Annotated in this window: 20 protein-coding genes and 1 pseudogene; 18 read left to right on the top strand and 3 right to left on the bottom strand. The window is 60.6% G+C overall.

Going from position 1 to position 23,233, the window contains the following annotated elements; all coding sequences use genetic code 11:
* Window positions 1-183 precede the first annotated feature (183 nt).
* The 6 genes from HGP12_RS09495 to HGP12_RS09470 all read left to right on the top strand — a co-directional run bounded on the left by HGP12_RS09495 (window position 184) and on the right by HGP12_RS09470 (window position 4,867).
* A complete protein-coding gene (locus HGP12_RS09495) occupies window positions 184-1,107 on the top strand; it encodes a peptidylprolyl isomerase (RefSeq protein ID WP_168840042.1) in 924 nt (307 codons plus the stop codon).
* 167 nt (window positions 1,108-1,274) lie between these two features.
* Complete coding sequence (gene argJ / locus HGP12_RS09490; protein WP_168840043.1) at window positions 1,275-2,516, top strand: bifunctional glutamate N-acetyltransferase/amino-acid acetyltransferase ArgJ; 1,242 nt, start codon at window positions 1,275-1,277, stop codon at window positions 2,514-2,516.
* Window positions 2,497-3,306 carry an N-acetyltransferase gene (locus tag HGP12_RS09485; protein WP_168840044.1) on the top strand — a complete coding sequence of 270 codons (810 nt, stop codon included), beginning with the start codon at window positions 2,497-2,499 and terminating at the stop codon, window positions 3,304-3,306. Before argJ ends, HGP12_RS09485 begins: the two co-directional genes overlap by 20 nt.
* On the top strand, window positions 3,303-3,716 hold the full coding sequence (mutT, locus tag HGP12_RS09480) for an 8-oxo-dGTP diphosphatase MutT (RefSeq protein WP_168840045.1): 414 nt from the start codon (window positions 3,303-3,305) through the stop codon (window positions 3,714-3,716). Before HGP12_RS09485 ends, mutT begins: the two co-directional genes overlap by 4 nt.
* A gap of 472 nt (window positions 3,717-4,188) precedes the next feature.
* Window positions 4,189-4,506 carry a hypothetical protein gene (locus HGP12_RS09475; protein ID WP_168840046.1) on the top strand — a complete coding sequence of 106 codons (318 nt, stop codon included), beginning with the start codon at window positions 4,189-4,191 and terminating at the stop codon, window positions 4,504-4,506.
* A 178-nt stretch (window positions 4,507-4,684) separates the two neighbouring features.
* The gene (locus HGP12_RS09470) at window positions 4,685-4,867 is read left to right on the top strand and encodes a Flp family type IVb pilin (RefSeq protein WP_168840047.1); all 183 of its coding nucleotides are present in this window, start codon (window positions 4,685-4,687) and stop codon (window positions 4,865-4,867) included.
* 48 nt (window positions 4,868-4,915) lie between these two features.
* On the opposite strand, the gene HGP12_RS09465 is transcribed toward HGP12_RS09470, so the two are convergent.
* Window positions 4,916-5,800 (bottom strand): methyltransferase domain-containing protein, encoded by an 885-nt coding sequence (locus HGP12_RS09465; protein WP_168840048.1) that lies wholly within the window; start codon window positions 5,798-5,800, stop codon window positions 4,916-4,918.
* Between the two features lie 199 nt (window positions 5,801-5,999).
* Here HGP12_RS09465 and HGP12_RS09460 point away from each other — a divergent pair.
* From HGP12_RS09460 to HGP12_RS09440, 5 genes and pseudogenes are all read left to right on the top strand, one after another.
* A pseudogene (locus HGP12_RS09460) lies at window positions 6,000-6,776 on the top strand (ComF family protein).
* A gap of 30 nt (window positions 6,777-6,806) precedes the next feature.
* Window positions 6,807-7,064: a glutaredoxin 3 gene (gene grxC / locus HGP12_RS09455; RefSeq protein WP_168840049.1), complete on the top strand. Its 258-nt coding sequence runs from the start codon at window positions 6,807-6,809 to the stop codon at window positions 7,062-7,064.
* A 24-nt stretch (window positions 7,065-7,088) separates the two neighbouring features.
* A complete protein-coding gene (locus HGP12_RS09450; RefSeq protein ID WP_168840050.1) occupies window positions 7,089-7,946 on the top strand; it encodes a carbon-nitrogen hydrolase family protein in 858 nt (285 codons plus the stop codon).
* Window positions 7,943-8,371: a DUF1178 family protein gene (locus HGP12_RS09445; protein WP_168840051.1), complete on the top strand. Its 429-nt coding sequence runs from the start codon at window positions 7,943-7,945 to the stop codon at window positions 8,369-8,371. Before HGP12_RS09450 ends, HGP12_RS09445 begins: the two co-directional genes overlap by 4 nt.
* A complete protein-coding gene (locus tag HGP12_RS09440; protein ID WP_168840052.1) occupies window positions 8,371-8,958 on the top strand; it encodes a DUF3291 domain-containing protein in 588 nt (195 codons plus the stop codon). Before HGP12_RS09445 ends, HGP12_RS09440 begins: the two co-directional genes overlap by 1 nt.
* 21 nt (window positions 8,959-8,979) lie before the next feature.
* Here HGP12_RS09440 and ubiG read toward each other — a convergent pair whose 3' ends face one another.
* A complete protein-coding gene (ubiG, locus tag HGP12_RS09435) occupies window positions 8,980-9,732 on the bottom strand; it encodes a bifunctional 2-polyprenyl-6-hydroxyphenol methylase/3-demethylubiquinol 3-O-methyltransferase UbiG (protein ID WP_168840053.1) in 753 nt (250 codons plus the stop codon).
* A 261-nt stretch (window positions 9,733-9,993) separates the two neighbouring features.
* On the opposite strand from ubiG, the gene HGP12_RS09430 reads away from it, so the two are divergent.
* From HGP12_RS09430 to clpB, 7 genes are all read left to right on the top strand, one after another.
* Window positions 9,994-10,620, top strand: coding sequence for a hypothetical protein (locus tag HGP12_RS09430; RefSeq protein ID WP_168840054.1), 627 nt, complete (start codon window positions 9,994-9,996; stop codon window positions 10,618-10,620).
* Window positions 10,621-10,791: 171 nt separating this feature from the next.
* Window positions 10,792-12,066 (top strand): aspartate kinase, encoded by a 1,275-nt coding sequence (locus tag HGP12_RS09425; RefSeq protein ID WP_168840055.1) that lies wholly within the window; start codon window positions 10,792-10,794, stop codon window positions 12,064-12,066.
* A gap of 100 nt (window positions 12,067-12,166) precedes the next feature.
* Complete coding sequence (gene ptsP / locus HGP12_RS09420; protein WP_168840056.1) at window positions 12,167-14,434, top strand: phosphoenolpyruvate--protein phosphotransferase; 2,268 nt, start codon at window positions 12,167-12,169, stop codon at window positions 14,432-14,434.
* 90 nt (window positions 14,435-14,524) lie between these two features.
* Window positions 14,525-15,604 carry a peptide chain release factor 1 gene (prfA, locus tag HGP12_RS09415; RefSeq protein ID WP_168840057.1) on the top strand — a complete coding sequence of 360 codons (1,080 nt, stop codon included), beginning with the start codon at window positions 14,525-14,527 and terminating at the stop codon, window positions 15,602-15,604.
* On the top strand, window positions 15,601-16,476 hold the full coding sequence (prmC, locus tag HGP12_RS09410) for a peptide chain release factor N(5)-glutamine methyltransferase (RefSeq protein WP_168840058.1): 876 nt from the start codon (window positions 15,601-15,603) through the stop codon (window positions 16,474-16,476). Before prfA ends, prmC begins: the two co-directional genes overlap by 4 nt.
* Window positions 16,477-16,824: 348 nt before the next feature.
* Window positions 16,825-17,520: a DUF4167 domain-containing protein gene (locus HGP12_RS09405; RefSeq protein ID WP_168840059.1), complete on the top strand. Its 696-nt coding sequence runs from the start codon at window positions 16,825-16,827 to the stop codon at window positions 17,518-17,520.
* Between the two features lie 310 nt (window positions 17,521-17,830).
* The gene (gene clpB / locus HGP12_RS09400; protein ID WP_168840060.1) at window positions 17,831-20,431 is read left to right on the top strand and encodes an ATP-dependent chaperone ClpB; all 2,601 of its coding nucleotides are present in this window, start codon (window positions 17,831-17,833) and stop codon (window positions 20,429-20,431) included.
* 93 nt (window positions 20,432-20,524) lie between these two features.
* Here the strand turns inward: clpB and HGP12_RS09395 are convergent, their stop codons facing one another.
* Window positions 20,525-22,465: a M23 family metallopeptidase gene (locus HGP12_RS09395; RefSeq protein ID WP_168840061.1), complete on the bottom strand. Its 1,941-nt coding sequence runs from the start codon at window positions 22,463-22,465 to the stop codon at window positions 20,525-20,527.
* Window positions 22,466-23,233 lie beyond the last annotated feature (768 nt).

The following is a 23,233-nucleotide window of genomic DNA, read 5'->3' as shown; positions in this document are numbered from 1 at the left end:
GGGAGTATAGCACAAAACGGCCGGAAACTGTTCTGGACGCGAGGTTGCGTGACAGATAAGAGGGGGGTCGATTGATGTCAACGGGATTTGGCCGATACAGAAAGGCCACATTCTCCTGCTGAAGGCTTTTTCACGCCGGATCCACATCTGTCGAGCCGGTCGAGATCACCGAAGGGTTATTTTATGTTGAAGTATAACAAGCTTGCTGCGGTTGCTTTCGCAACAATCGTTACCTTCCAGGCTCCGGCCTTCGCTGCTGACGCCAAGGACCCCGTTGTTGCCAAGGTCGGCGATGTCGAGATCCATCAGTCCGAACTCAATCTGGCGATCGCCAACCTCGATCCGCAGCTCGGCCAGCTTCCGGACGACCAGAAGAAGGTCGCCGCGCTCTCGGCTTCGATCGACGTGAAGCTGCTGTCGCAGCAGGCCGCTGCCGAAAAGCTCGATCAGACGCCGGACTTCCAGGCCCACATGGCCTATCTGCGCGACCGCGAGCTGCACAATGCCTTCTTCAAGGCCCATGTCGCCGACAAGATCACCGATGACGAAGTCAAGGCCCGCTACGACAAGGAAGTCGCAGCCCTGCCGAAGCAGGAAGAAGTTCATGCCCGCCATATCCTCGTAAAGACCGAGGACGAGGCCAAGGCAATCATCAAGGAACTCGACGCCGGCAAGGATTTCGCCGCGCTTGCCAAGGAAAAGTCGACCGACCCGAACAAGGCCGACGGCGGCGATCTCGGCTATTTCGGCCATGGCCGCATGGTCAAGGAATTCGAGGAGGCGGCTTTCGCCCTCCCGGTCGGCACCTACACGAAGACGCCGGTCAAGTCCGATTTCGGCTGGCACGTCATCAAGGTCGAAGACAAGCGCAATGCTCCTCCTCCGCCGTTCGACCAGGTCAAGGACCAGGTTCGTCAGCTGGTCATGCGCGACAAGTATCTTGAACTTCTGAACAAGGCCAAGACGGACACCAAGGTCGTCATCAACGATCCGGCGCTCAGCAAGGCCTATGACGATGCACAGAAGCAGCAGGACGCAGCACCGGCCGATGACGCCGTCGCTCCTGCCGATGGTGCGGCAGCGCCCGACGCCCAGCCGCAGCAGTAAGTCGCAGCAGTCAAACAATCAGGGCCCGGATTTTCCGGGCCTTTCAGTGGAGCCGGATGATTCTAGGTCGTATCGACCTAAAATCTGAATCCGCTCCAGAATCGAAGAAGCAGAGCATCCGAAAACCGCCTACACTTTTCGGCATCATGCTCGTTCAGGTGGCTCTCATGTCCGGTTCCGTCTCTCCGCTCGCTCCCAAAGCCTTCACCGCCATGCCGGCCCTTCGCGGCGTGCGCATGACCACGGCGTCCGCCGGTATCAAGTACAAGAACCGGACTGACGTCCTGCTGATGGTCTTCGACAAGCCGGCGGCCGTCGCCGGTGTCTTCACCCGTTCGAAGTGCCCATCGGCTCCGGTCGATTTCTGCCGTCAGAACCTCGCGCATGGCAGCGCCCGCGCCGTCGTCGTCAATTCCGGCAATGCCAATGCCTTCACCGGCCTGAAGGGCCGTCAGGCGACGGAGCTGACCGCCAAGTCCGCAGCCGCGGCTGTCGGCTGCGGTGAAAACGAAGTCTATCTTGCCTCCACCGGCGTCATCGGCGAACCGCTTGACGCCACCAAGTTCGCCGGCGTGCTCGACACGATGGCGAAGGATGCCGTCAGCGATTTCTGGTTCGAAGCCGCCAAGGCGATCATGACCACGGATACCTATCCGAAGGTCGCGACCCGTACCGCGGAGATCGGTGGCGTCAAGGTTACCATCAACGGCATCGCCAAGGGTGCCGGCATGATTGCGCCCGACATGGCGACCATGCTGTCCTTCGTCGCCACCGACGCCGACATTTCCTCCGCCGCGCTGCAGACGCTGCTTTCCGACGGTGTCGGCCCGAGCTTCAATTCCATGACCGTTGATAGCGACACCTCGACCTCGGACACGCTGATGCTGTTTGCGACGGGTGCCGCCGCGGCTGACGGGCAGCCGCATATCGATCGCGCCGACGATCCCAAGCTTTCCGCTTTCCGCGCGGCACTCAACGAGCTGCTCAAGGATCTCGCCATTCAGGTCGTTCGCGACGGCGAAGGCGCAACCAAGATGCTCGAAATCACCGTGACCGGCGCTGAAAATGACGCTGCCGCCAAGCGCATCGCGCTTTCGATCGCCAACTCGCCACTGGTCAAGACCGCGGCGGCGGGCGAGGACGCCAATTGGGGCCGTGTCGTCATGGCCGTCGGCAAGGCCGGCGAAATGGCGGATCGCGACAAGCTTGCTATCTGGTTCGGCGATGTCCGCGTCGCCGTCAACGGCGAGCGTGATGCTTCCTATTCCGAGGAAGCCGCCTCGAACGTCATGAAGCAGCAGGATATTCCCGTGAAGGTCGATCTCGGTCTCGGCAATGGTCGCGCAACGGTCTGGACCTGTGACCTGACGAAGGAATATGTTGCCATCAATGGCGACTACCGGAGCTGATATTTCGCTGATGCATGCGCAGTCCACGATAAACAAGCTGCCTTTGGTGCGCAGGCTCGAAGCCGTCGGCTTCCGGGCCTGGCCTGCGTCGTCGGTGCAGTATGACGGCAGCTGGCAGGTCCGGCTGACGGCGGGTCATCCGTCGAAGCGGTTGAATTCGGTCGTGCCGCTCGATCCCTCCGATCACCGCGATCTCGAGATCCGCCTGGCGAAGGCGCAGCGCAAGTTCGAGGCCTATGGCCGGCCGATGGTTGTGCGCGAAACGCCGCTTGCCTCGCCACAGCTCATCGATCTCCTGCGTAAGCGCGGTTGGACACGGTTCGACGAGACGATCGTGATGATCGCCGATCTCGTCGATCTCGAACTGCCTGACATGCTCGATCATCTGCCGAGCCACGATGTCGGCCGCTATGTCGATGCCAGCCTGCTGGTTGATGGGGCTGATCCTGCCCTGAAGCCCGCGCTGGCGGAGGTGGTGAGCAGCATCAAGCCGCCCTCCGGTCTTTTCGTCATCGAGAATGACGATGCCGGGCCGGTGGCGACAACGCTCTGCGTGCAGGACAATGACCTTGCCGGCATCATGTCGGTTGCCGTCGCGCCACAGCACCGGCGCAAGGGGCTGGGAGCCGAGATCCTGACGTCTGCATTGCGTTGGGCGCGGATGCGCAGCGCCAAGACTGCCTGGCTCCAGGTCAGCGCCGACAACGCGCCGGCCTTGACGCTCTATGCCCGTTTCGGCTTCCGCGAGGCCTATCGTTATTACTATTGGCAGCCGCCGGTGGACGCATGAGCGAAGCAGGCCGCAAGATCGTTCTCGTTGCCGCTTGTGCGCTCATCGATACCGATGGCCGCATTCTGCTGGCGCAACGTCCCGAAGGCAAATCGCTCGCCGGTCTCTGGGAATTTCCCGGCGGTAAGGTCGAGGCCGGTGAAACGCCGGAGGAGACGCTGGTGCGTGAGCTTGAGGAAGAGCTCGGCATCCAGACGAAAATCGCCTGCCTCGCGCCGCTGACCTTCGCCAGCCATACTTATGAAACCTTCCATCTGCTAATGCCGCTTTATATTTGCCGGCGTTACGAGGGTATCCCGCATGGCCGGGAAGGGCAGGCGATCAAATGGGTGCGGCCGATGGCCCTGCGCGATTACCCGATGCCGCCGGCCGATGAGCCCCTGATCCCCTTCCTGCAGGACCTGCTTTAGGGTTTTGGCAATTCCGGTTGGGAACAGTTCCGCTCTTTGAGGGAGCTCCGCCGGTCTCAGATATGCTTGAATCGAAAGTTCGACTTGGTGAGTTCATCGAGGCTGTTCGCCTCTGACGCTCTCCCATCCGGTCACGCTGATCTGTGTCTATTGTGGATGCAATTTATAATTGTAAATCCGGCTGTCTTTACTTGGGGCTGTGTTCCGGGCGCGGTTTTCGATGACGCAGCCGGAGAAAAGGATTTTTTAACTGTTTCCGAAGCCCTTCGACGCGTCAGAGGACGGCGCATCGCAAATATGGTTAACGAAAATTAGCCATGCAATATCAGCCTTCTAGGCCGAATCAGGCACTGTCCCGGAATTTTACGTCTCTTTAATTTGCATGTGGATATTAAGGGATCGTTTATGACCTTCTGGCATTGAATTCTCTCAATCAAGCGGTTGTTGGGTGCGTTAAAGAAGGCTTGACATAATGGACGACGATTTCTGGAAAGCTGTTCAGGAAAAAGAGCAGTCCTATTCCACGTCGCGCAAGACGGGCGCGTTGAATATCGCTCTGCTGTTCGGAACGGCGGCGGTTGCGCTTTCGCTCATCCTTACGCCGATGCTCTCCGACAAATCGAAGTCACGCGTGCTTGCAAGCGCGCCGGATATTGACAATGTTACCACGGGTTCGATCCCGCAGACAGAAAACGGCAAGCGTTATACGATCCGTCGCAGCGTTCTGCAGCAGGAGCCGGGTTCGGTCTGCATCGTCCAGGGTTATGGCGCCGACGGCGGCTGCCAGTAGAGCATTTCCAGGAAAAGTGCGCAGCGGTTTTCCGTCCGGAATGCGTAAGGACACAAAAGATAGAGCGTTTTCGCGCATCGAAGAAAAGCGGAAATGCTATAGAGCATGAGCATAGCCTGCCGGATGCCATGACGAGCATCGGATTCATCTATTGTCCAATGCTGGGAGTCCCGAGCTTATGCGTTCCGTACGGCGTATTTTCAACGACAAGACCGGTGCGACGGTCATCGAATACGGTCTGATTGCCGCACTGATGTCGGCGGCGATCATCAGCGGCGTCGGTGCGTTCGGCGGCAGCCTCTCGGGCGTGTTCAACACGCTCTCCAATACGTTGCAGAATTCGATCGCCTCACAAAACTGAGTCGGTTTGCGACATTGATTTGCGACCAGGGCAGCCTTGGCCCGTTGGCTATTGCTTCAGCTTGTGCTCTTCGACCTTGAGCGCATCCGCCAAGCGCGCCTTGGCGGAACCCGGCCGCAGCGGCTTCTGCTGGCTTTCGTGCGGCGTCCAGCCTGAGACATAGATGATCGAGAATGTCGCCCTGATCCGGCCGTCCGGATCAGAATAGCGTTCGGCATAAAGTTCGGCCGCGCGCAGGAAGAAGGCGCGCGTCAGCGGCTTGCGGCTGCGATCGACAAGCGGATTGGTCATGCCCATGGCCCGCAGGTCGCGCATCAGGGCAAACAGGTTGTCGTAGCGCACCGTATAGGTCTCGGCATCGATGACGGGCAGGGTAAAGCCGGCACGCTGCAAGAGACCGCCGACATCGCGGACATCGGCAAAGGGAATGACGCGCGGGCTCGCGCCGCCCGTAAGCTCGATCTCGGTGGCGAGCAGCACGTCGCGCAGTTCCTGCAGAGTGCCGGAACCGGGGATCGCCGCCAGGAAAAGGCCGTCGGCCTTGAGAGCCCGGCGTATCTGGATGAAGACGCCGGGCGTGTCGTTGGTGACGTGCAGGCTGAGCGGCGAAAGCACGAGATTGACCGATTCCGCCTCTAGCGCCGGTTCTTCCAGCGGTGCTTCGACAAGGGTCTCGCCGGGGGCGGCAAAGCCCACCTCGTTTTCGATCCTTTTCAGATGTCCGATCTTGCCGGTCGCCAGAGCCAGGCGCGCGGCAATGCCGGTCGCACCGTGCAGCTCGACCGCCTCGTCGAAATGGCGCTCCGTGACACCAAGCCGCTCCGCCAGTTCGCCGGCGGCGATATCAAGCAGGAAGGCCGCTTTCGGGTCGCCTTGTCTCAGCGCCCGGCGTTTGCGGGCCGAAAGCAGCGATTGGTCGAACACGATTTCCATGGCGGTTTCCTGCAATATCATCAATTCGGTAGGGCGTGGCGGGCACGCGCGGTTTCCCTTCGCAAAGCCCGCGGGAAAAAGCTAGAGACGAGTTCGACGCTTCACGGAATCGCTGAACTATTCTCCAGTCCTTTGCGCTCAAGCAATTCCGGATAGAAAACCGCTATACACTTTTCCTGGAATTGCTAGTCTCGATCATATGGGGATGATGGGACGCGAAATCACCTTTTCTATGCTGGGTGCCGGGCTGAAAAAGCCCTGGGTGGCACTCGCCGATCTCGTCTATCCGCCTGCCTGTCCGGGCTGTGGCGTCTCGGTCGGGGCGCATCGAGGCCTCTGCCCGGCATGCTGGTCGGATATTCGCTTCATCGAGCGCCCTTATTGCGAGGTTCTGGGCAGCCCGTTTTCCCATGATCTCGGTGCCGGCATTCTCAGCGCCGAGGCGATTGCCGATCCGCCCGTCTTCGATCGCCTGCGGTCCGCCGCCGTCCATGACGGCATCGTGCGCGATCTCATTCTCAGTTTGAAATATCGCGATCGCACCGATCTGGCGCCGTTGATGGCGAGCTGGATGCTGCGCGCCAGCGACGGATCGGTTGCCGCCTGCGATGCGATCATTCCAGTGCCGCTGCACCGGGCGCGGCTGTTTGCCCGCAAGTATAACTAGGCCGCCGAACTCGCCCGTCACATTGCCCGCCTTTCGGGCAAGCCGCTGCTCGCCACGACACTTCTGCGCGTCAAGCGCACGAGCCAGCAGGTCGGCCTCGGGGCCAAGGCACGGCAGGACAATGTGCGTGGCGCTTTCGCCGTGTCCGAGCACCGGGCCGCCGATATATTCGGGCGGCGCATCGTTCTCGTCGACGACGTCTACACCACCGGCGCGACGGTGGCGGCGGCGACGCGCGCCCTGAAGAAAGCAGGCGCGGCCGATGTCACGGTTTTGACCTTTGCAAGGGTCGTCGGCCATCTTATATGACAGTCAAGCTAAGCTTTTCCGGAGTGGATCATGGCATCCGTCGTTATTTATACGCGTGAGTTTTGCGGCTATTGCGCCCGTGCGAAATCGCTGCTCGAATCCAAGGGCGTCGACTATGTCGAGCACAACGCCACCTATTCGCCCGAGATGCGGCAGGAGATGATCGGCAAGGCAAACGGCCGATCGACCTTCCCGCAGATCTTCATCAATGGCGAGCATGTCGGCGGCTGCGATGATATTCACGCGCTTGACCAAGCCGGCAAGCTCGACCCGATGCTGGCTGCCTGACCTGTTCCGACGAGGGAGAAAACGATGAGCTTCAAGGCCGCTGCCATTCAGATGTGTTCCGGCGTCGATCCGGTGAAGAACGCGGCCGACATGGCGCGTCTCGTGCGTGAAGCCGCCTCGCAGGGCGCGATCTACGTGCAGACGCCGGAGATGACCGGCGCGGTGCAGAAGGATCGGCCGGCCATGCGAGCCGTGCTGCGCGACGAGCCGAACGATATCATCGTCAAGACGGCGTCCGAGCTGGCGAAGGAGCTTGGCATCCACCTGCATATCGGCTCCACGGCGATTGCGCTCGATGACGACAAGATCGCCAATCGCGGCTTCCTCTTCGGTCCCGACGGCAAGCTCATCAACCGTTACGACAAGATCCACATGTTCGATGTCGATCTGGACAATGGCGAGAGCTGGCGCGAAAGTGCCGTCTACCGTCCCGGATCGGAAGCGCGCATCGCATCGCTGCCCTTCGCCGAGCTCGGCTTTTCCATCTGCTACGACGTGCGCTTTCCGCAGCTCTTCCGCGCCCAGGCCGTTGCCGGCGCCGAGGTGATGACAGTGCCTGCCGCCTTCACCAGGCAGACGGGCAAGGCGCATTGGGAAATCCTGCTGCGCGCCCGCGCTATCGAAAACGGCATGTTCGTCATTGCCGCCGCCCAGGCCGGCAAGCATGAGGACGGCCGGGAAACCTTTGGCCATTCGATGATCATCGATCCCTGGGGCAAGGTGCTGGCGTCTGCCGGCGGTACCGGCGAGGCCGTCGTCATCGCCGAGATCGATGTCAGTGCGGTGAAATCGGCCCGCGACAAGATACCGAACCTGAAGAATGCGCGCGAATTTTCGTTGGAGAAGATCGCGACGCCGGCGGCTGGAGGCGTCGCTGCTTGATCCGTTATTCGCTCAGCTGTGATAAAGCCCACGAGTTCGAGGGCTGGTTTTCCGAAAGTGCCGATTTCGAGCGTCAGCTCGCAAGCGGGTTCCTCACCTGTCCTGTCTGCAATTCGGCTGCGATCTCCAAGCTTTTGATGGCGCCTTCGGTTTCGACGGCGCGCAAGAAAGACGAGATGCAGACGCTTGCCATGGATGCTGCCCGCAAGCAGGCGATGGTCAAGCTGAAGGAAGCGGTCGACGCCATCAAGGCGAATGCCGAGGACGTCGGCACAAAATTCCCGGAAGAAGCCCGCAAGATTCACTATGGCGAGGCGGATGCGCGCGGGATCATCGGCAAGGCGACGCCGGACGAGGCGCAGGCTCTTGTCGAGGAAGGCATCGAGATCGCCGCCATCCCCGTACTGCCCGACGACGTCAATTGATGCCGGCGGCCGGCGACAAACATCTTGCCATGTATAATTTCGGACTGCATGTCTCGGCCTATGAAAGCCCTGCCGTCGAAGGATTTCGCCTGCGTGAAGCGGCAAATTTCGAGGCCGCCACCCGCGCGAGCGGCTTCATCGGCCGGTCCGGCTATCCTGGTGAACAAGACCCGTCCTGCTGGGGCGAGCAGGCCTTTCCGCGTTTCATCGAAGGCAGCGGTTTTACCACGGCGCCCTCATCGCTATCGCTCTGGGCCGATATCGAGTCGCTGATGGCATTTACCTACAGCGGCGTGCATGCCGACGCCTTGAAGCACGCGCGGCATTGGAATGTCAGGCAGAGCTGGCCGCCGCTTGTTCTTTGGTGGGTGGATGCCGGGGTTGTTCCGGAGTGGAAAGACGGCGTCGAGCGGCTGGAATATCTTCACGATCATGGGGCGAGTCCAGCGGCTTTCTCATTCAAGCAGCCCTATGGAGCCGATGGTCAGCCTGGTGAAATCAACCGTCTTTGCGTCAAGGACATCGTTGCGCTCAACGCCGCCACGCAAAGCGAGCTGCTGACGCATGTCATGACATTGAAGGTTTGAAGCCGGTTCGCCGGCCGGCGATCAGCGCAAGTTCGCCCGCTTTGCCAGCAGCATGTAGTTGACGTCCATATCCTTCGAGAGGTTCCAACGGTCCTGCAGCGGCGAATAGAAGACGCCGGTGCGGGCGATGATTTCCAATCCATCGGCGACCAGCGGCTTTTCGATTTCTTCCGGACGCACAAGCTTCTCATATTGATGGGTGCCGCGCGGCAGCCAGCGCAGCAGGTTTTCCGCCGCGAAAATGGCAAGGGCAGCCGCCTTCATGGTGCGGTTGATGGTCGCCACGAACATCAGGCCGCCGGGGCGGACCATTTTCGCGCAGGTCGACAGGAAGAATTCGACGTCTGCGACATGCTCGACCACTTCCATGTTGAGCACGATATCGAAGGTCTCGCCGGCCTCGGCCAGCTGCTCGGCGGTGACGGCGCGATAATCGACCGGAACGCCCGAGGCTTTTGCATGCGTCGAGGCAATGCCGATGTTCTTTTCCGAGGGGTCGGCGCCGATGACCGCGGCACCCATGCGCGCCATGGGTTCGGACAGCAGGCCGCCGCCGCAGCCGATGTCGAGAACGCGCAAACCTTCCAGCGGCCGGCTGCTCTTCGGATCCCGGCCGAAACTCTCGCAGGCGCGATCGCGAATGTAGGCCAGGCGCACCGGATTGAACTTGTGCAATGGCTTGAACTTGCCGGTGGGGCTCCACCACTCGGCCGCCATGGCGGAGAAACGGTCCACTTCGCTCTGGTCGATCGTGCTCTTTGCCGTTTCGCTCATGGTTCACTCCGTGATCTGCGCCGTGCCCATGTTCCGGGCGAACGCAAGCAACAATATTTCCCCGTGTGAAGTCGGACGATCGATGCGCGATGTCAAGGGCTGCGGCCGTCGATCGCCTGTGGGGTGTGTCGATCGGCGGCAGCGAATTGCGGTCCCGAGGTTGACATGGAGGTATCTTATGGCCGATCAATCGCCGGGCTGTGAAATGGACTTTCAGAACTGGGATCGATTCCGATCGACTGGCTTATAGAGGAGTTCCTCATGAGACCATTCCGTCTCGCGACGGCTATCGCCATGGGTTGCCTTGCTGTCGGCCACGCAAATGCCGGGGACAGCAAGGGGTTTCGCCTGACGATCGATGGTGTCGTGGTGGGCATCAATCCCGGTGATACGTTCGAAGTCACCATGAAGGATGGCCGCAAGGTCCCGGTGGAGCTGCAGCGCAGCGATACGGTGACGTTCACGGGCGGCAAGTTCTCCTTCGATCACGATGGCAAGCTCACCGTAGCAAAGACGGATCTCGGCGATGGCGTGCAGCAATATGCGCTGATGACGCCGATCGGCACCGGCATCATCGTGCAGCTGTACAAAGGCCTCGATCCGTCGGGCAATACCGATGTCGTGCTGCAGCAGATGGTGCAGGAGAGCCTCAACGGCGGCGCAAAGATAAGCAAGCAGGGCACGCAACGCACGCTCCCGAACGGTAGCGTGCTGAAGGGCGTGAAGGCAGAAACCATCACGGATGACGATGTCATGGAATATGAGATCGTCGCGACGGGCCGGCCGGAAGGCGGCATACTCGTCGCCACCTTCCTCAACAAGGATAATATCGACAAGGAAGGTGGAATTCTCGACAAGCTCTGGTCGACTTTAAAAGTTGATTATTAAAGTATAGTTTTTGTCGCGCCGGGTGCGCCACGCTATTGCACGCGCCCGACAAACTCGCTAAGAGACGGCCCCATTGAGATCACGCTTTTCCGGCTACCGAACCGGAGGGGCGATTTTGCATGTCGGGCTCCTCGCATTCGGCCGCCCGGCGCAGGGTACTGGTAGAGGCACATGGCACGCATCGTGATGAAATTCGGCGGAACCTCCGTCGCGGATCTGGACCGTATCAAGAACGTCGCGCGCCATGTGAAACGCGAGGTCGATGCCGGCCATGAGGTGGCTGTCGTCGTTTCCGCCATGTCCGGCAAGACCAACGAGCTGGTCGGCTGGGTCCAGAACATGCCGAAGGTCGCCGGCGCCGATCATTCCATCTACGATGCGCGCGAATATGATGCGATCGTGGCGTCTGGCGAGCAGGTGACATCGGGCCTTTTGGCGATTGCGCTGCAGGCCATGGGCATCAACGCCCGCTCCTGGCAGGGCTGGCAGATACCGATCCGCACCGACAATGCCCACGGTGCGGCCCGCATTCTCGAAATCGACGGCGGTGAGATGATCCGCCGCATGGGGGAAGGCCAGGTGGCTGTCGTTGCCGGCTTCCAGGGTCTTGGCCCGGACAACCGCCTGTCGACGCTCGGTCGCGGTGGTTCCGATACGTCGGCGGTGGCGATCGCCGCTGCGGTCAAGGCCGACCGCTGCGACATCTATACCGACGTCGACGGCGTTTATACGACCGATCCGCGTATCGAGCCGAAGGCCCGCCGCCTGAAGAAGATCGCCTTCGAGGAAATGCTCGAAATGGCCTCTCTCGGCGCCAAGGTGCTGCAGGTGCGCTCGGTCGAACTGGCCATGGTCTTTAAGGTCCGCACCTTCGTGCGCTCTTCTTTCGAGGATCCCGATGCTCCGGGCATGGGCGATCTGCTCAACCCGCCCGGAACGCTGATTTGTGACGAGGATGAAATCGTGGAACAGGAAGTAGTCACCGGCATTGCCTATGCCAAGGATGAGGCTCAGATCTCGCTGCGCCGTCTTGCCGACCGGCCGGGCGTTTCCGCCGCGATCTTCGGGCCGCTGGCCGAAAACCACATCAATGTCGACATGATCGTCCAGAATATTTCCGAGGACGGCTCCAAGACCGACATGACCTTCACCGTCCCCTCCGGCGATGTCGACAAGGCGCTTCGCGTCCTTGGCGAAAACAAGGAAAAGATCGGCTACGACGTCGTCCAGAGCGAATCAGGTCTGGTCAAGGTATCGGTCATCGGCATCGGCATGCGCTCGCATGCTGGCGTTGCCGCGACCGCTTTCCGGGCACTTGCCGAAAAAGGTATCAACATCAAGGCCATTACGACGTCAGAAATCAAGATTTCCATCCTGATTGATGGTCCTTACGCAGAACTCGCAGTCAGGACTTTGCATTCCTGCTACGGTCTGGATAAGAGTTGATTCAGGATTGCTGACAACGGACCGTGACGGAGGCGAGTTTCGGCCGGCCCTGATGTGGGCAACACAGGCATGACATCTTGATTCGGGAGCTAGTGGCGCAATGAGAGACCTTTCCGGCGGTCCACGCGTTCTGCTCAAGCGGCTACGCGAGTTGATGGCGGAGCCGCTGGAGCCGCAGGAGCGCCTTGACCGGATCGTCAGCCAGATTGCCAGCAACATGGTCGCCGAGGTCTGCTCGGTCTATGTGCTGCGCGCGGATGGCGTGCTCGAGCTCTATGCCACCGAGGGTCTGAACAAAGAGGCCGTCCACCTTTCACAACTGAAGATGGGGCAGGGCCTTGTCGGTACGATTGCCGCCTCCGCCCAGCCGCTGAACCTTTCGGACGCGCAATCGCATCCGGCCTACCGCTACCTGCCGGAAACCGGCGAAGAGATCTACCACTCCTTCCTCGGCGTGCCGATCCTGCGCACCGGGCGATCGCTCGGCGTTCTTGTCGTTCAGAACAAGGCGAGCCGCACCTATCGTGAGGAAGAGCTGGAGGCGCTCGAAACGACGGCCATGGTGCTGGCCGAGATGATCGCGACCGGCGAGCTGAAGAAGATCACCAAGCCCGGCCTTGAACTCGATCTTACGCGTTCGGTCACTATCGACGGCGACAGCTACAATGAAGGCATCGGCCTCGGCTATGTCGTCCTGCACGAGCCGCGTATCGTCGTCACCAACCTGCTGAACGACGATGCTGACAAGGAAATCGGCCGCCTGGCCGAAGCGCTCGGCTCGCTGCGCATCTCGATCGACGACATGCTGTCGCGCCGCGACGTCTCGATGGAGGGCGAGCATCGCGAGGTGCTTGAAACCTACCGCATGTTCGCACACGACCAGGGCTGGGTGCGCAAACTCGAGGAAGCCGTCCGCAACGGCCTGACCGCCGAAGCCGCGGTCGAAAAGGTGCAGAGCGATACGAAGGCGCGCATGATGCGCCTGACCGATCCCTATCTTCGCGAGCGCATGCACGATTTCGAGGATCTGGCGAACCGGTTGCTCCGGCAGCTCATCGGCCATTCGGGCCGTACCAGTGCCGAGGGCTTTCCAAACGACGCGATCATTTTCGCGCGCGCCATGGGTGCGGCGGAACTGCTCGATTATCCCCGCGCCAACATTCGCGGCCTGGTGCTGGAAGAGGGCGCGGTGACGAGCCATGTCGTCATCGTCGCGCGCGCCATGGGCATTCCTGTCGTCGGGCAGGCGGCCGGTGTCGTCGCGCTGGCGGAAAACGGCGATCCGGTCATCATCGATGGCGATGGCGGTCATGTCCATCTGCGTCCGATGGCGGATCATCAGCGTTCCTATGAAGAGAAGGTGCGGTTCCGTGCCCGCCGGCAGGAGCAGTTCCGTGCCCTGCGTTCCGTCGAGCCGGTCACCAAGGACGGGCAGCGCATTTCGCTGCTGATGAATGCCGGCCTGCTGGTCGATCTGCCGCAGCTTGCCGAATCCGGCGCCGAGGGCATCGGCCTGTTCCGCACCGAGCTGCAGTTCATGATCGCCTCGACCATGCCGAAAGCGGAGGAGCAGGAAGCCTTCTATCGCAATGTGATGAAGCAGGCGGGCGGTCACGTCGTGACGTTCCGGACGCTTGATATCGGCGGCGACAAGGTCGTTCCCTATTTCCGGGCGCATGAGGAGGAAAACCCGGCGCTCGGCTGGCGCGCCATCCGTCTCTCGCTCGACCGCCCCGGCCTGCTGCGCACGCAGCTCAGAGCCATGCTGAAGGCCGCGGCCGACAACGAGCTGAAGATGATGGTGCCTATGGTCACGGAAGTCTCCGAGATCAGGGCGGTGCGCGAGCTCCTGCAGAAGGAAGTGCAGCACCTCTCGCGCTTCGGCCACAGCCTGCCGCGCAAGCTGCAGTTCGGCGCCATGCTGGAAGTGCCGGCGCTGCTGTGGCAGTTGGATGAGCTGATGGCGGAAGTCGATTTCGTCTCGATCGGCTCCAACGATCTGTTCCAGTTCGCGATGGCCGTGGATCGCGGCAATGCGCGCGTGTCGGACCGCTTCGACCCGCTCGAGCGGCCGTTCCTGCGTATCCTGCGCGATATCGTGCGCGCCGGTGAGCGCAACAAGACGCCTGTGACGCTGTGCGGCGAGTTGGCCGGCAAGACGATTTCGGCGATGGCCCTGCTCGGCCTCGGCCTCCGCTCGGTTTCGATGTCGCCTGCCTCGATCGGCCCGGTCAAGGCGATGCTGCTTGGGCTCGACCTCAAGGCTTTGTCTGATGTCATGGAGACCGCGCTCGATGACAGGCAGCCGACAAGTTCCATGCGGGATATCCTTGCGCGCTTCGCCGAGAGCCACAATATTCCGCTTTAGCGCGTGATCCTGAAAGACACGAAGCGGTTTCCAGGCAGGATCATGCACACCACATCAAAGCAGAGATAATAAGAAGAATTGGAGTAGAGGGTGGCGAAGCTCCCCGTTGAAAAAATGCGCGAATTGGAACGCCGTTTCGGTGAGATCGAGGCGCGCATGTCCGCCGGCCCGGCCGCGGATGTCTATGTGAAGCTTGCTTCCGAATATTCCGAACTGCAGCCGGTCGTCACAAAGACCCGCGATTATGAGCGCGCTATCGCCGAGGTTGCCGATCTCGAGGCCATGCTCTCCGACAAATCAGTCGATCGCGAGATGCGCGACCTTGCCGAAACGGAGCTGCCCGAGGTCAAGGAGCGGATCGAGGCGCTGGAGAAGGAAATCCAGGTTCTGCTGTTGCCGAAGGATGCCGCCGACGAGAAGAGCGCCATTCTGGAAATCCGCGCCGGTACCGGCGGCTCAGAAGCAGCTCTTTTCGCCGGCGATCTCTTCCGTATGTATGAGCGCTTTGCTGCTACCAATGGCTGGAAGGTGGAAATTCTTTCCTCGAGCGATGGCGAAGCAGGCGGCTACAAGGAAATCATCGCCACGATCAGCGGCAAGGGTGTGTTCTCGCGGCTAAAGTTCGAATCCGGCGTCCATCGCGTCCAGCGCGTGCCGGAAACAGAAGCCAGCGGCCGCATTCATACCTCGGCGGCGACCGTCGCCGTGCTGCCGGAAGCCGAGGAAGTCGATATCGAAATCCGGCCCGAGGATATCCGTATCGACACCATGCGCTCGTCGGGCGCCGGCGGGCAGCACGTCAATACGACCGACTCGGCCGTGCGCATCACACATCTTCCCTCGGGCATCGTCGTCACGAGCTCGGAAAAGTCGCAGCACCAGAACCGCGCCAAGGCGATGCAGGTGCTGCGGTCGCGCCTGTTCGACATGGAGCGCCAGCGCGCCGACAGCGAGCGTTCCGCCGACCGCAAGAGCCAGGTCGGTTCCGGCGACCGATCCGAACGCATCCGCACCTACAATTTCCCGCAGGGACGCGTCACCGATCATCGCATCAACCTGACGCTCTACAAGCTCGACCGGATGATGGTCGGCGAGATCGACGAGGTGGTCGACGCGCTGCTGGCGGACTACCAGGCGAGCCAGCTCGCCCAGCTCGGTGAACAGGCATGAGCAGCGGGCAGGGGCCGACCGTTTCCGGACTCCTGCAGGAGGTGCGTGCCCGCTTTGCGGAGGCCGATCTCGATGATCCCGCCACGGAAGCGCGCATCCTTGTCGGCGGCCTTCTTCATCTTGCCGCCACTGAACTGGTGACGCGCGGCTCCGAGGCCATACCTGCGAAGGATGCGGCGGCGGTGCGGGCGGCGATTGCCCGCCGGCTCAACCACGAGCCGGTCCATCGAATTCTTGGGGAACGGGAATTCTATGGCCTCTCCCTGCGGCTCTCGGCGGCAACGCTCGAACCGCGGCCCGATACCGAAATTCTCGTCGATACGATGCTGCCATATGTGCGGCGTCTTGAATTCAAGGTCGGCAATGTCCATATATTGGATATCGGAACGGGGACGGGAGCCATCTGTCTGGCTCTGCTTCACGAATGCCCCAAAGCGACGGGTGTTGGTTCCGATATTTCCAGCGAGGCGCTGGAAACCGCTCGCGGGAACGCTGAGCAGAATGGCCTGGCGGCGCGGTTTGAAACCGTGCATGGAAGCTGGTTTGACGCCATCCACGAATGTTTTCACGTGATTGTCTCAAATCCGCCCTATATTGCGTCCAGTGTCATTTCCACTCTCGCTCCAGAAGTAAAGGATTTCGATCCTCCTGCGGCCCTTGACGGGGGCCTTGATGGGCTGGATGCATATAGGGCGATCGCAAAGGATGCGGCGCGGTTTCTACTCCCGGATGGCATGATTGGGGTAGAGATCGGTTACGATCAGCGTGAAACGGTGACTTCAATTTTTGAAGGAGCAGGATTTTCCCTTGTCGAAGCGGCTCGTGACTACGGCCAGAACGACCGGGTTCTTGTGTTTGAATTTCAACATTAACGCAACGTTTTGCAGCGGATTTGTGGAACCGCTATTGCTATCGCAAAGAAAAAGCTTGGATTTCCTGAGGAAGCAATATAGGTTGCGCTCACGCGTTGGGCGGCTGGGAATAAGCGAGACGATTCGCTTATCTTGGACAGCCTCGGGGATCCGCTCTTTGGTAAGAGTGTCAAAGGTTGAAGATAACCCAATGCGTGATCAGTTTAATCTGACGTAGTCGAGCGGCAGACCGGCGCTAAAGCGCAGTTTGCTTGCGGCACGCAGGCCCTGGTTCGGGAATGTCCGAACCGCGGCGGCAGGTGTCGTGTATGATTTTATCCCAACGAAGAGAATTCAGGTGAAGGATCTATGAGGCCAGGACAGCAGAACAAGCGCGGTCGGGGGCGTGGTAACAACAACAACGGTGGCGGCGGAAATAACAACAACAATTTCAACCGCAAGGGCTCGAACCCGCTGACCAGAACTTACGACAGCTCCGGTCCCGATGTGAAGATCCGCGGAACCGCACAGCATATCGCCGAGAAATACTCGGCCTTGGCTCGCGATGCCCAGAGCTCCGGCGACCGCGTTATGGCTGAAAACTACCTGCAGCATGCCGAACACTACAATCGGATCATTGCCAGCGCCCAGGCGCAGATGCAGGAGCGCTATCAGCGCGACGATCAGCACAATTACAATGACCGCGATGCAGCCGACCGTGACATCGATGATATCGATGCAAACGAGATCGATGACCAGCCGCAGATGGCGCCGCCTCCGGCTCGTCAGCACCAGGCTGCTCCGGCTGCCGCAGCTCCGGCTCCCGAGCCGGAAGCCATCAACGGCACTGGTCCGCAGCCGGTAATCGAAGGCATCCCGGCCGAAGTGGCGATCGAGGAGGAAACTCCGGCGGTGGCCGCCACCGAGCGCCAGCCGCGCCGCCGCAGTACGGGCGGCAATCGTCCGCGCCGCCAGCCGCGCCGCGGTGCTGCAGCCGAGGGCGATGACCAGGGTGAAGCCGGGTCGGGCGAAGCTCCGGCTATGGCGGATGCTACCTCGGAATAAGTCGCTCCCTGGAGCGAACTAGATGAATGAAGCGGGAATGGCGGCGGAAGCCGCCATTTCCTTTTGTACGGGCGGAGAGCTCTCTTTCGGGGGCGATCGGCGCTTCTTCAATTGCAGAAGCGTATGGAACAACTCCGGGCGGTTTTTCCATTCCGCGACCCTTTAAACTCTTCAAATATCCTCCCATATTCTCCTCAGTTGCCTTGCCGCAAATCTCAATGGCGGAAAGGCGGGGCCCGCCTCTTAAGGGGGCTCAATCTCAATCATCGGTCTGCGCCGGTCAGGGCAGAGCGATTCATGGAGGTCTCATATGAATATTGAAAAATACTCCGAGCGGGTGCGTGGTTTCCTGCAATCCGCCCAGACCTATGCGCTTGCGCAGGGTAACCAGCAGTTTGCTCCCGAACATGTGTTGAAGGTGCTTCTGGACGACGATCAGGGCATGGCTGCCTCGTTGATCGAGCGCGCCGGCGGCGACGCCAAGGCCGCGCGCCTTGCCAATGATGCGGTTCTTGCCAAGCTGCCGAAGGTTTCCGGCGGCGATGGCCAGATCTATCTCTCGCAGCCGCTCGCCAAGGTCTTTGCAGCCGCCGAGGAAGCCGCGAAGAAGGCCGGCGACAGTTTCGTTACCGTCGAGCGTCTGCTGCAGGCCCTGGCGATCGAGCCGACGGCCTCGACGTCGGAAAGCTTGAAGAAGGCTGGCATCACGCCTGTCGCGCTCAATCAGGTCATCAACGATATCCGCAAGGGCCGCACCGCCGACTCCGCTAATGCGGAGCAAGGCTTCGATTCCTTGAAGAAATATGCCCGTGACCTCACCTCCGAGGCGCGCGAAGGCAAGCTCGATCCGGTGATCGGCCGCGACGACGAAATCCGCCGCACGATCCAGGTCCTGTCCCGCCGCACCAAAAACAATCCCGTGCTCATCGGCGAGCCCGGCGTCGGCAAGACGGCCATCGTCGAAGGCCTGGCGCTGCGCATCGTCAATGGCGACGTGCCGGAATCGCTGAAGGACAAGAAGCTGATGGCGCTCGACATGGGCGCGCTGATTGCAGGCGCGAAGTTTCGCGGCGAGTTCGAAGAGCGGCTGAAGGCCGTGCTCAACGAAGTGCAGTCGGAAAACGGCGAGATCATCCTGTTCATCGACGAAATGCACACGCTGGTCGGTGCCGGCAAGGCCGATGGTGCCATGGATGCGTCCAACCTCTTGAAGCCGGCGCTTGCGCGCGGCGAGCTGCATTGCGTCGGTGCGACCACGCTCGATGAATATCGCAAGCACGTCGAGAAGGATCCGGCTCTTGCCCGCCGCTTCCAGCCCGTCATGGTCGAAGAGCCGACGGTCGAGGACACGATCTCGATCCTGCGCGGCTTGAAGGAAAAATACGAGCAGCATCACAAGGTCCGCATCGCCGATGCCGCCCTGGTGGCCGCCGCGACCTTGTCGAACCGCTACATCACCGACCGCTTCCTGCCCGACAAGGCCATCGACCTGATGGACGAGGCTGCGGCGCGTCTGCGCATGCAGGTGGATTCCAAGCCGGAAGAGCTCGACGAGCTTGATCGCCGCATCATCCAGCTGAAGATCGAACGCGAAGCGTTGAAGAAGGAGACCGACCAGGCCTCGGCTGACCGGCTGAAACGGCTGGAAACGGATCTTGCTTCTCTGGAAGAGGAAGCCGATGCGCTGACCGCGCGGTGGCAGGCCGAAAAGCAGAAGCTCGGTCTTGCCGCCGATCTGAAGAAAAAGCTCGACGAAGCCCGTAACGAACTGGCGATCGCCCAGCGCAAGGGTGAATTCCAGCGCGCCGGCGAGCTTGCCTATGGCGTGATCCCGAACCTGGAGAAGGATCTCCAGGCTGCCGAGGAGCAGGATGGCGGTCGCGATTCCATGGTGCAGGAAGTCGTCACCGCCGACAATATCGCCCATATCGTCTCCCGTTGGACCGGGATTCCCGTGGACAAGATGCTCGAAGGCGAACGGGACAAGCTGCTTCGGATGGAAGACGAACTTGCCAAGTGGGTCGTCGGACAGGGCGATGCCGTTCAGGCAGTGTCGCGCGCCGTTCGCCGTTCGCGTGCCGGCTTGCAGGATCCGAACCGCCCGATCGGCTCGTTCATCTTCCTCGGCCCGACCGGCGTCGGCAAGACCGAACTCACCAAGGCGCTCGCCCGCTTCCTTTTCGATGACGAGACGGCGATGGTGCGCATGGATATGTCGGAATACATGGAGAAGCACTCCGTTGCCCGGCTGATCGGCGCTCCTCCCGGCTATGTCGGTTACGAGGAAGGTGGGGCGCTCACCGAAGCCGTCCGCCGGCGGCCCTATCAGGTCGTGCTGTTCGACGAGATCGAGAAGGCGCATCCCGATGTCTTCAACATCCTGCTCCAGGTTCTGGATGATGGACGCTTGACGGACGGGCAGGGCCGCACGGTCGACTTCCGCAACACGATGATCATCATGACTTCCAATCTGGGTGCCGAATATCTGACCCAGTTGAAAGAAGGCGATGACAGCGATCTGGTGCGCGAACAGGTGATGGATGTGGTCCGGTCGCATTTCCGGCCCGAATTCCTGAACCGTATCGACGAGATCATCCTGTTCCATCGCCTCAAGCGCGATGAGATGGGTGCCATCGTCGATATCCAGCTGGAGCGGCTGTTGAAGCTATTGTCGGAGCGCAAGATCACCCTCGAGCTCGACGACGACGCCCGTCACTGGCTTGCCAACAAGGGTTACGATCCGGTCTATGGCGCAAGGCCGCTGAAGCGGGTGATCCAGAAATATGTTCAGGATCCGCTCGCCGAACAGATCTTGTCCGGTCAGATTCCGGATGGTTCGCTCGTCAAGGTCACCAGCGGTTCGGACCGGCTGTTATTCCGTCCGCGCCAGGCCGTGAATGAAGCGGCTTAAGCGGCACTGGTTGAAGAAAAATGCAGATGGCGGTCTTCGGGCCGCCATTTTGCTATCGGCCCCAACCGCAAATGGGAGAGGGTAGCCGCTCGGTTACTTGCTGGCGATCTGCTTCGACTTGTCGTCGCTGAGCAGCGTATCGATGCGCTTGCGTTCTTCCTGGAATTTGGCGAGCGCATCGCCTTCCAGCGACTTGCCGCCGGGCAGGCGAATGCGCAGCGGATCGACCTTCGTGCCGTTGACGATCAGCTCGTAGTGGAGGTGAGGCCCGGTCGCGAGACCCGTCGAGCCGATAAAGCCGATCACCTGGCCCTGCACCACTTTCGCGCCCGGCACGATACCCTTGGCGATGGCGCTCTGGTGATTGTAGGAGGAGACGTAGCCATTCGCATGGCGAATAAGGGTCTGATTGCCGAAGCCGCTGGAATCCCAGCTCGCCTTTTCGACGACGCCGTTGCCGGCCGCGATGATCGGCGTGCCGCGGGGTGCGGCCCAATCGACACCGGTATGCATGCGCGCGAAGCCGAGGATCGGGTGGCGGCGCATGCCGAAGCCTGATTTGAAGACACCTGTCGGAACGGGGTTGCGCAGCAGGAATTGCCGGATGCTCTTGCCGTTTTCGTCGAAATAGTCGATCGAATGATCGGCCGGATCCTCGAAGCGATAGAAGCGCGTGACCGTATCGCCGAACTTGGCATTGACATAGAGCAGCTCGGAATCGGCCGTCGCCTGCCCCTTGTCGTCGGTGACCGAGAAGAAGGCTTCCAGGGAATCCGTCGGCTTCAGCTGTGCCTGGAAATCGACATTGCTGGCAAGCAGCTTGACGACCTGCGCCACCATCTCCTTGGTCATGCCGTAGGAGAGGGCCGCGCGATAGATGCCGTCGTAGACGCTCGGCAGATCGCGTCCGGCTGTGAGCGTGGGCGCATCATTGTCGAAAGCGGTGGCGATGGCATCCAGCATCGGCGGCGCGCTGCCGGCGACGAATTCGCCACGATCGTTCTGGGCGATGGTGAGAAGATGTTTCGTGCCGCGATAGAGGCTGGCGCGGATGATCTTGGCCTGCTCACCCTTCTGAAGGATGCCGATGCGCAATACGTCGCCCGTGGAAACATTGGCCGAGCCGAAGAGCGGCTGGATCTTTGCCGTGATGTCGTCCGCGTCGGCCTTGAGGTAGCCGGCATTGGTCAGCGCCGTGGCGATCGGCATATTTTCGCGAACCGGTATGATATCGTCGGCGAATTCTTCCGTCTGCGCGGTGACCGCTTCCGGCGCCGAGACGGACATGTTTTCCTCGACGATGCGCGCGGCAAGACCCGCCGTCAGATCGACATCGGAATCGTCATTGGCGAAACGGCGAGGGTCGACATAATAGAGTGCTGAAAGCTGGGTATTGCCATCGGCCAGAACCGAGCCGTTGGAGCGGACATTCTCCTCCACCTCTTCAAGCGACATGGAACCGGCGAGCTGGAAGGGAATATCCTTGGCGGGAAAGGGCACCGTCTTCAGGCTGACCTCGGATTCCACGTCCGATCCGTAGATGGCGCCGGTCTTGTTGGCCGGCGGCGGTATGTTCTCATCGGCGGCAAAGATCGCCAGCGGATCGAAGGGCGGGTAGTTTTCGCTGGCGATGCGGTTGGTGGCGAGCGCGATCTTCACATGGGCGAAGGGTTGGCGACGCACTACCTCCTTGTCGCCGTCGCGCACGACCGTCGATACTTCGAGAATGTTGCGGTCGGACGGCTTCGAGGCGATCGCGGTGGAAATCAGGCGGGCGCCGCGGATGACCTGATCGTCGGAAGCGTCGTGGCTGTCCGTTGTCGCATAGGCTTCCGCCGGAATGGCCAGCTGCTGACGGCCGTCAAGTGCGGCAAACAGCGCGACGCCCATCAGGATGCTTGAGGTGAGGCCCGTCAGGAAGGTGCCGGAAAGCCATCGCAGCGAGACTTCGCGCCGGTCCGGCGCCCGCCTGCCATCGGCCAGGATTGGCGGCTCGTTACCGAGCGATCGGAGCATCATCTTGTCCGTCATCATGCCAATCGAGATCCGCTTCCTTTATGCGAGCCGCAGGCTTGGGGGCGAAGATGTGCATATTTATGACAGGAGTGTCAAATCGAGCGGCCGTTTTTCGCAGCGCTCGGGACCCTGTTTCCCTATAAAATACCAGGGGCGCCGGCCCGGTCCGATGCGCAAAGCTGCCGGTTCATAGCCTGTTTCGTGATTTCGGCACCGGACCTTGCGCTTCCGTGGGGATATCTGCGGGCGTTTTGCAGCGCAATCACGGCGCCCACAGGGATGTTCATAAATCTCTCATAAGAATCAATCGGTTATTTGTTTTTTGATTTTTTTCAAAATCGATAGTTGACTTGGTTCGGAGGTAGGGTCTATAAGCCCGATCACTGAACGAGGGCGGCGGCGCTGCTGGCGACGACGACTTTCGCTCTAGTGTTTCCTTGATTGGCTGCGATGCTGATTGGTGGTTCTGGGTTATGTCCTGGGATTGCGGGAATAAGGTTTTTGACTGGTTTGACTGGTCGGTTATTTGACAATTGAAGATGAGAAGAAAGAGAAACGTGGGCGGCGAAGCTTGCGGGACCTGGAGCGATCTGGGTCCTTGGAATAGACTTCGACGGTTACGTTTTGAACAAGAGAATACACCTCATTATTATCGCAGTGATGCGGATGATGATGGGTGTGAGTTCTCGTCGATTCAGAATGACGTGATTTAGTCGAGATTGAATTCTCAACATGAGAGTTTGATCCTGGCTCAGAACGAACGCTGGCGGCAGGCTTAACACATGC

This window comes from Rhizobium sp. P28RR-XV, assembly GCF_012641385.1.
Taxonomy (GTDB): Bacteria; Pseudomonadota; Alphaproteobacteria; order Rhizobiales; family Rhizobiaceae; genus Rhizobium.
This window is presented reverse-complemented; position numbering and strand designations above follow the sequence as displayed.

Coding starts and splice junctions, on each gene's coding strand:
- HGP12_RS09425 (WP_168840055.1), top strand. CDS start 10,792: ATGGCACGCATCGTGATGAAATTCGGCGGAACCTCCGTCGCGGATCTG.
- HGP12_RS09495 (WP_168840042.1), top strand. CDS start 184: ATGTTGAAGTATAACAAGCTTGCTGCGGTTGCTTTCGCAACAATCGTT.
- clpB (WP_168840060.1), top strand. CDS start 17,831: ATGAATATTGAAAAATACTCCGAGCGGGTGCGTGGTTTCCTGCAATCC.
- HGP12_RS09440 (WP_168840052.1), top strand. CDS start 8,371: ATGCCGGCGGCCGGCGACAAACATCTTGCCATGTATAATTTCGGACTG.
- HGP12_RS09485 (WP_168840044.1), top strand. CDS start 2,497: ATGGCGACTACCGGAGCTGATATTTCGCTGATGCATGCGCAGTCCACG.
- HGP12_RS09470 (WP_168840047.1), top strand. CDS start 4,685: ATGCGTTCCGTACGGCGTATTTTCAACGACAAGACCGGTGCGACGGTC.
- HGP12_RS09430 (WP_168840054.1), top strand. CDS start 9,994: ATGAGACCATTCCGTCTCGCGACGGCTATCGCCATGGGTTGCCTTGCT.
- HGP12_RS09395 (WP_168840061.1), bottom strand. CDS start 22,465: ATGATGACGGACAAGATGATGCTCCGATCGCTCGGTAACGAGCCGCCA.
- prmC (WP_168840058.1), top strand. CDS start 15,601: ATGAGCAGCGGGCAGGGGCCGACCGTTTCCGGACTCCTGCAGGAGGTG.
- HGP12_RS09465 (WP_168840048.1), bottom strand. CDS start 5,800: ATGGAAATCGTGTTCGACCAATCGCTGCTTTCGGCCCGCAAACGCCGG.
- HGP12_RS09405 (WP_168840059.1), top strand. CDS start 16,825: ATGAGGCCAGGACAGCAGAACAAGCGCGGTCGGGGGCGTGGTAACAAC.
- ptsP (WP_168840056.1), top strand. CDS start 12,167: ATGAGAGACCTTTCCGGCGGTCCACGCGTTCTGCTCAAGCGGCTACGC.
- ubiG (WP_168840053.1), bottom strand. CDS start 9,732: ATGAGCGAAACGGCAAAGAGCACGATCGACCAGAGCGAAGTGGACCGT.
- HGP12_RS09450 (WP_168840050.1), top strand. CDS start 7,089: ATGAGCTTCAAGGCCGCTGCCATTCAGATGTGTTCCGGCGTCGATCCG.
- grxC (WP_168840049.1), top strand. CDS start 6,807: ATGGCATCCGTCGTTATTTATACGCGTGAGTTTTGCGGCTATTGCGCC.
- argJ (WP_168840043.1), top strand. CDS start 1,275: ATGTCCGGTTCCGTCTCTCCGCTCGCTCCCAAAGCCTTCACCGCCATG.
- HGP12_RS09475 (WP_168840046.1), top strand. CDS start 4,189: ATGGACGACGATTTCTGGAAAGCTGTTCAGGAAAAAGAGCAGTCCTAT.
- mutT (WP_168840045.1), top strand. CDS start 3,303: ATGAGCGAAGCAGGCCGCAAGATCGTTCTCGTTGCCGCTTGTGCGCTC.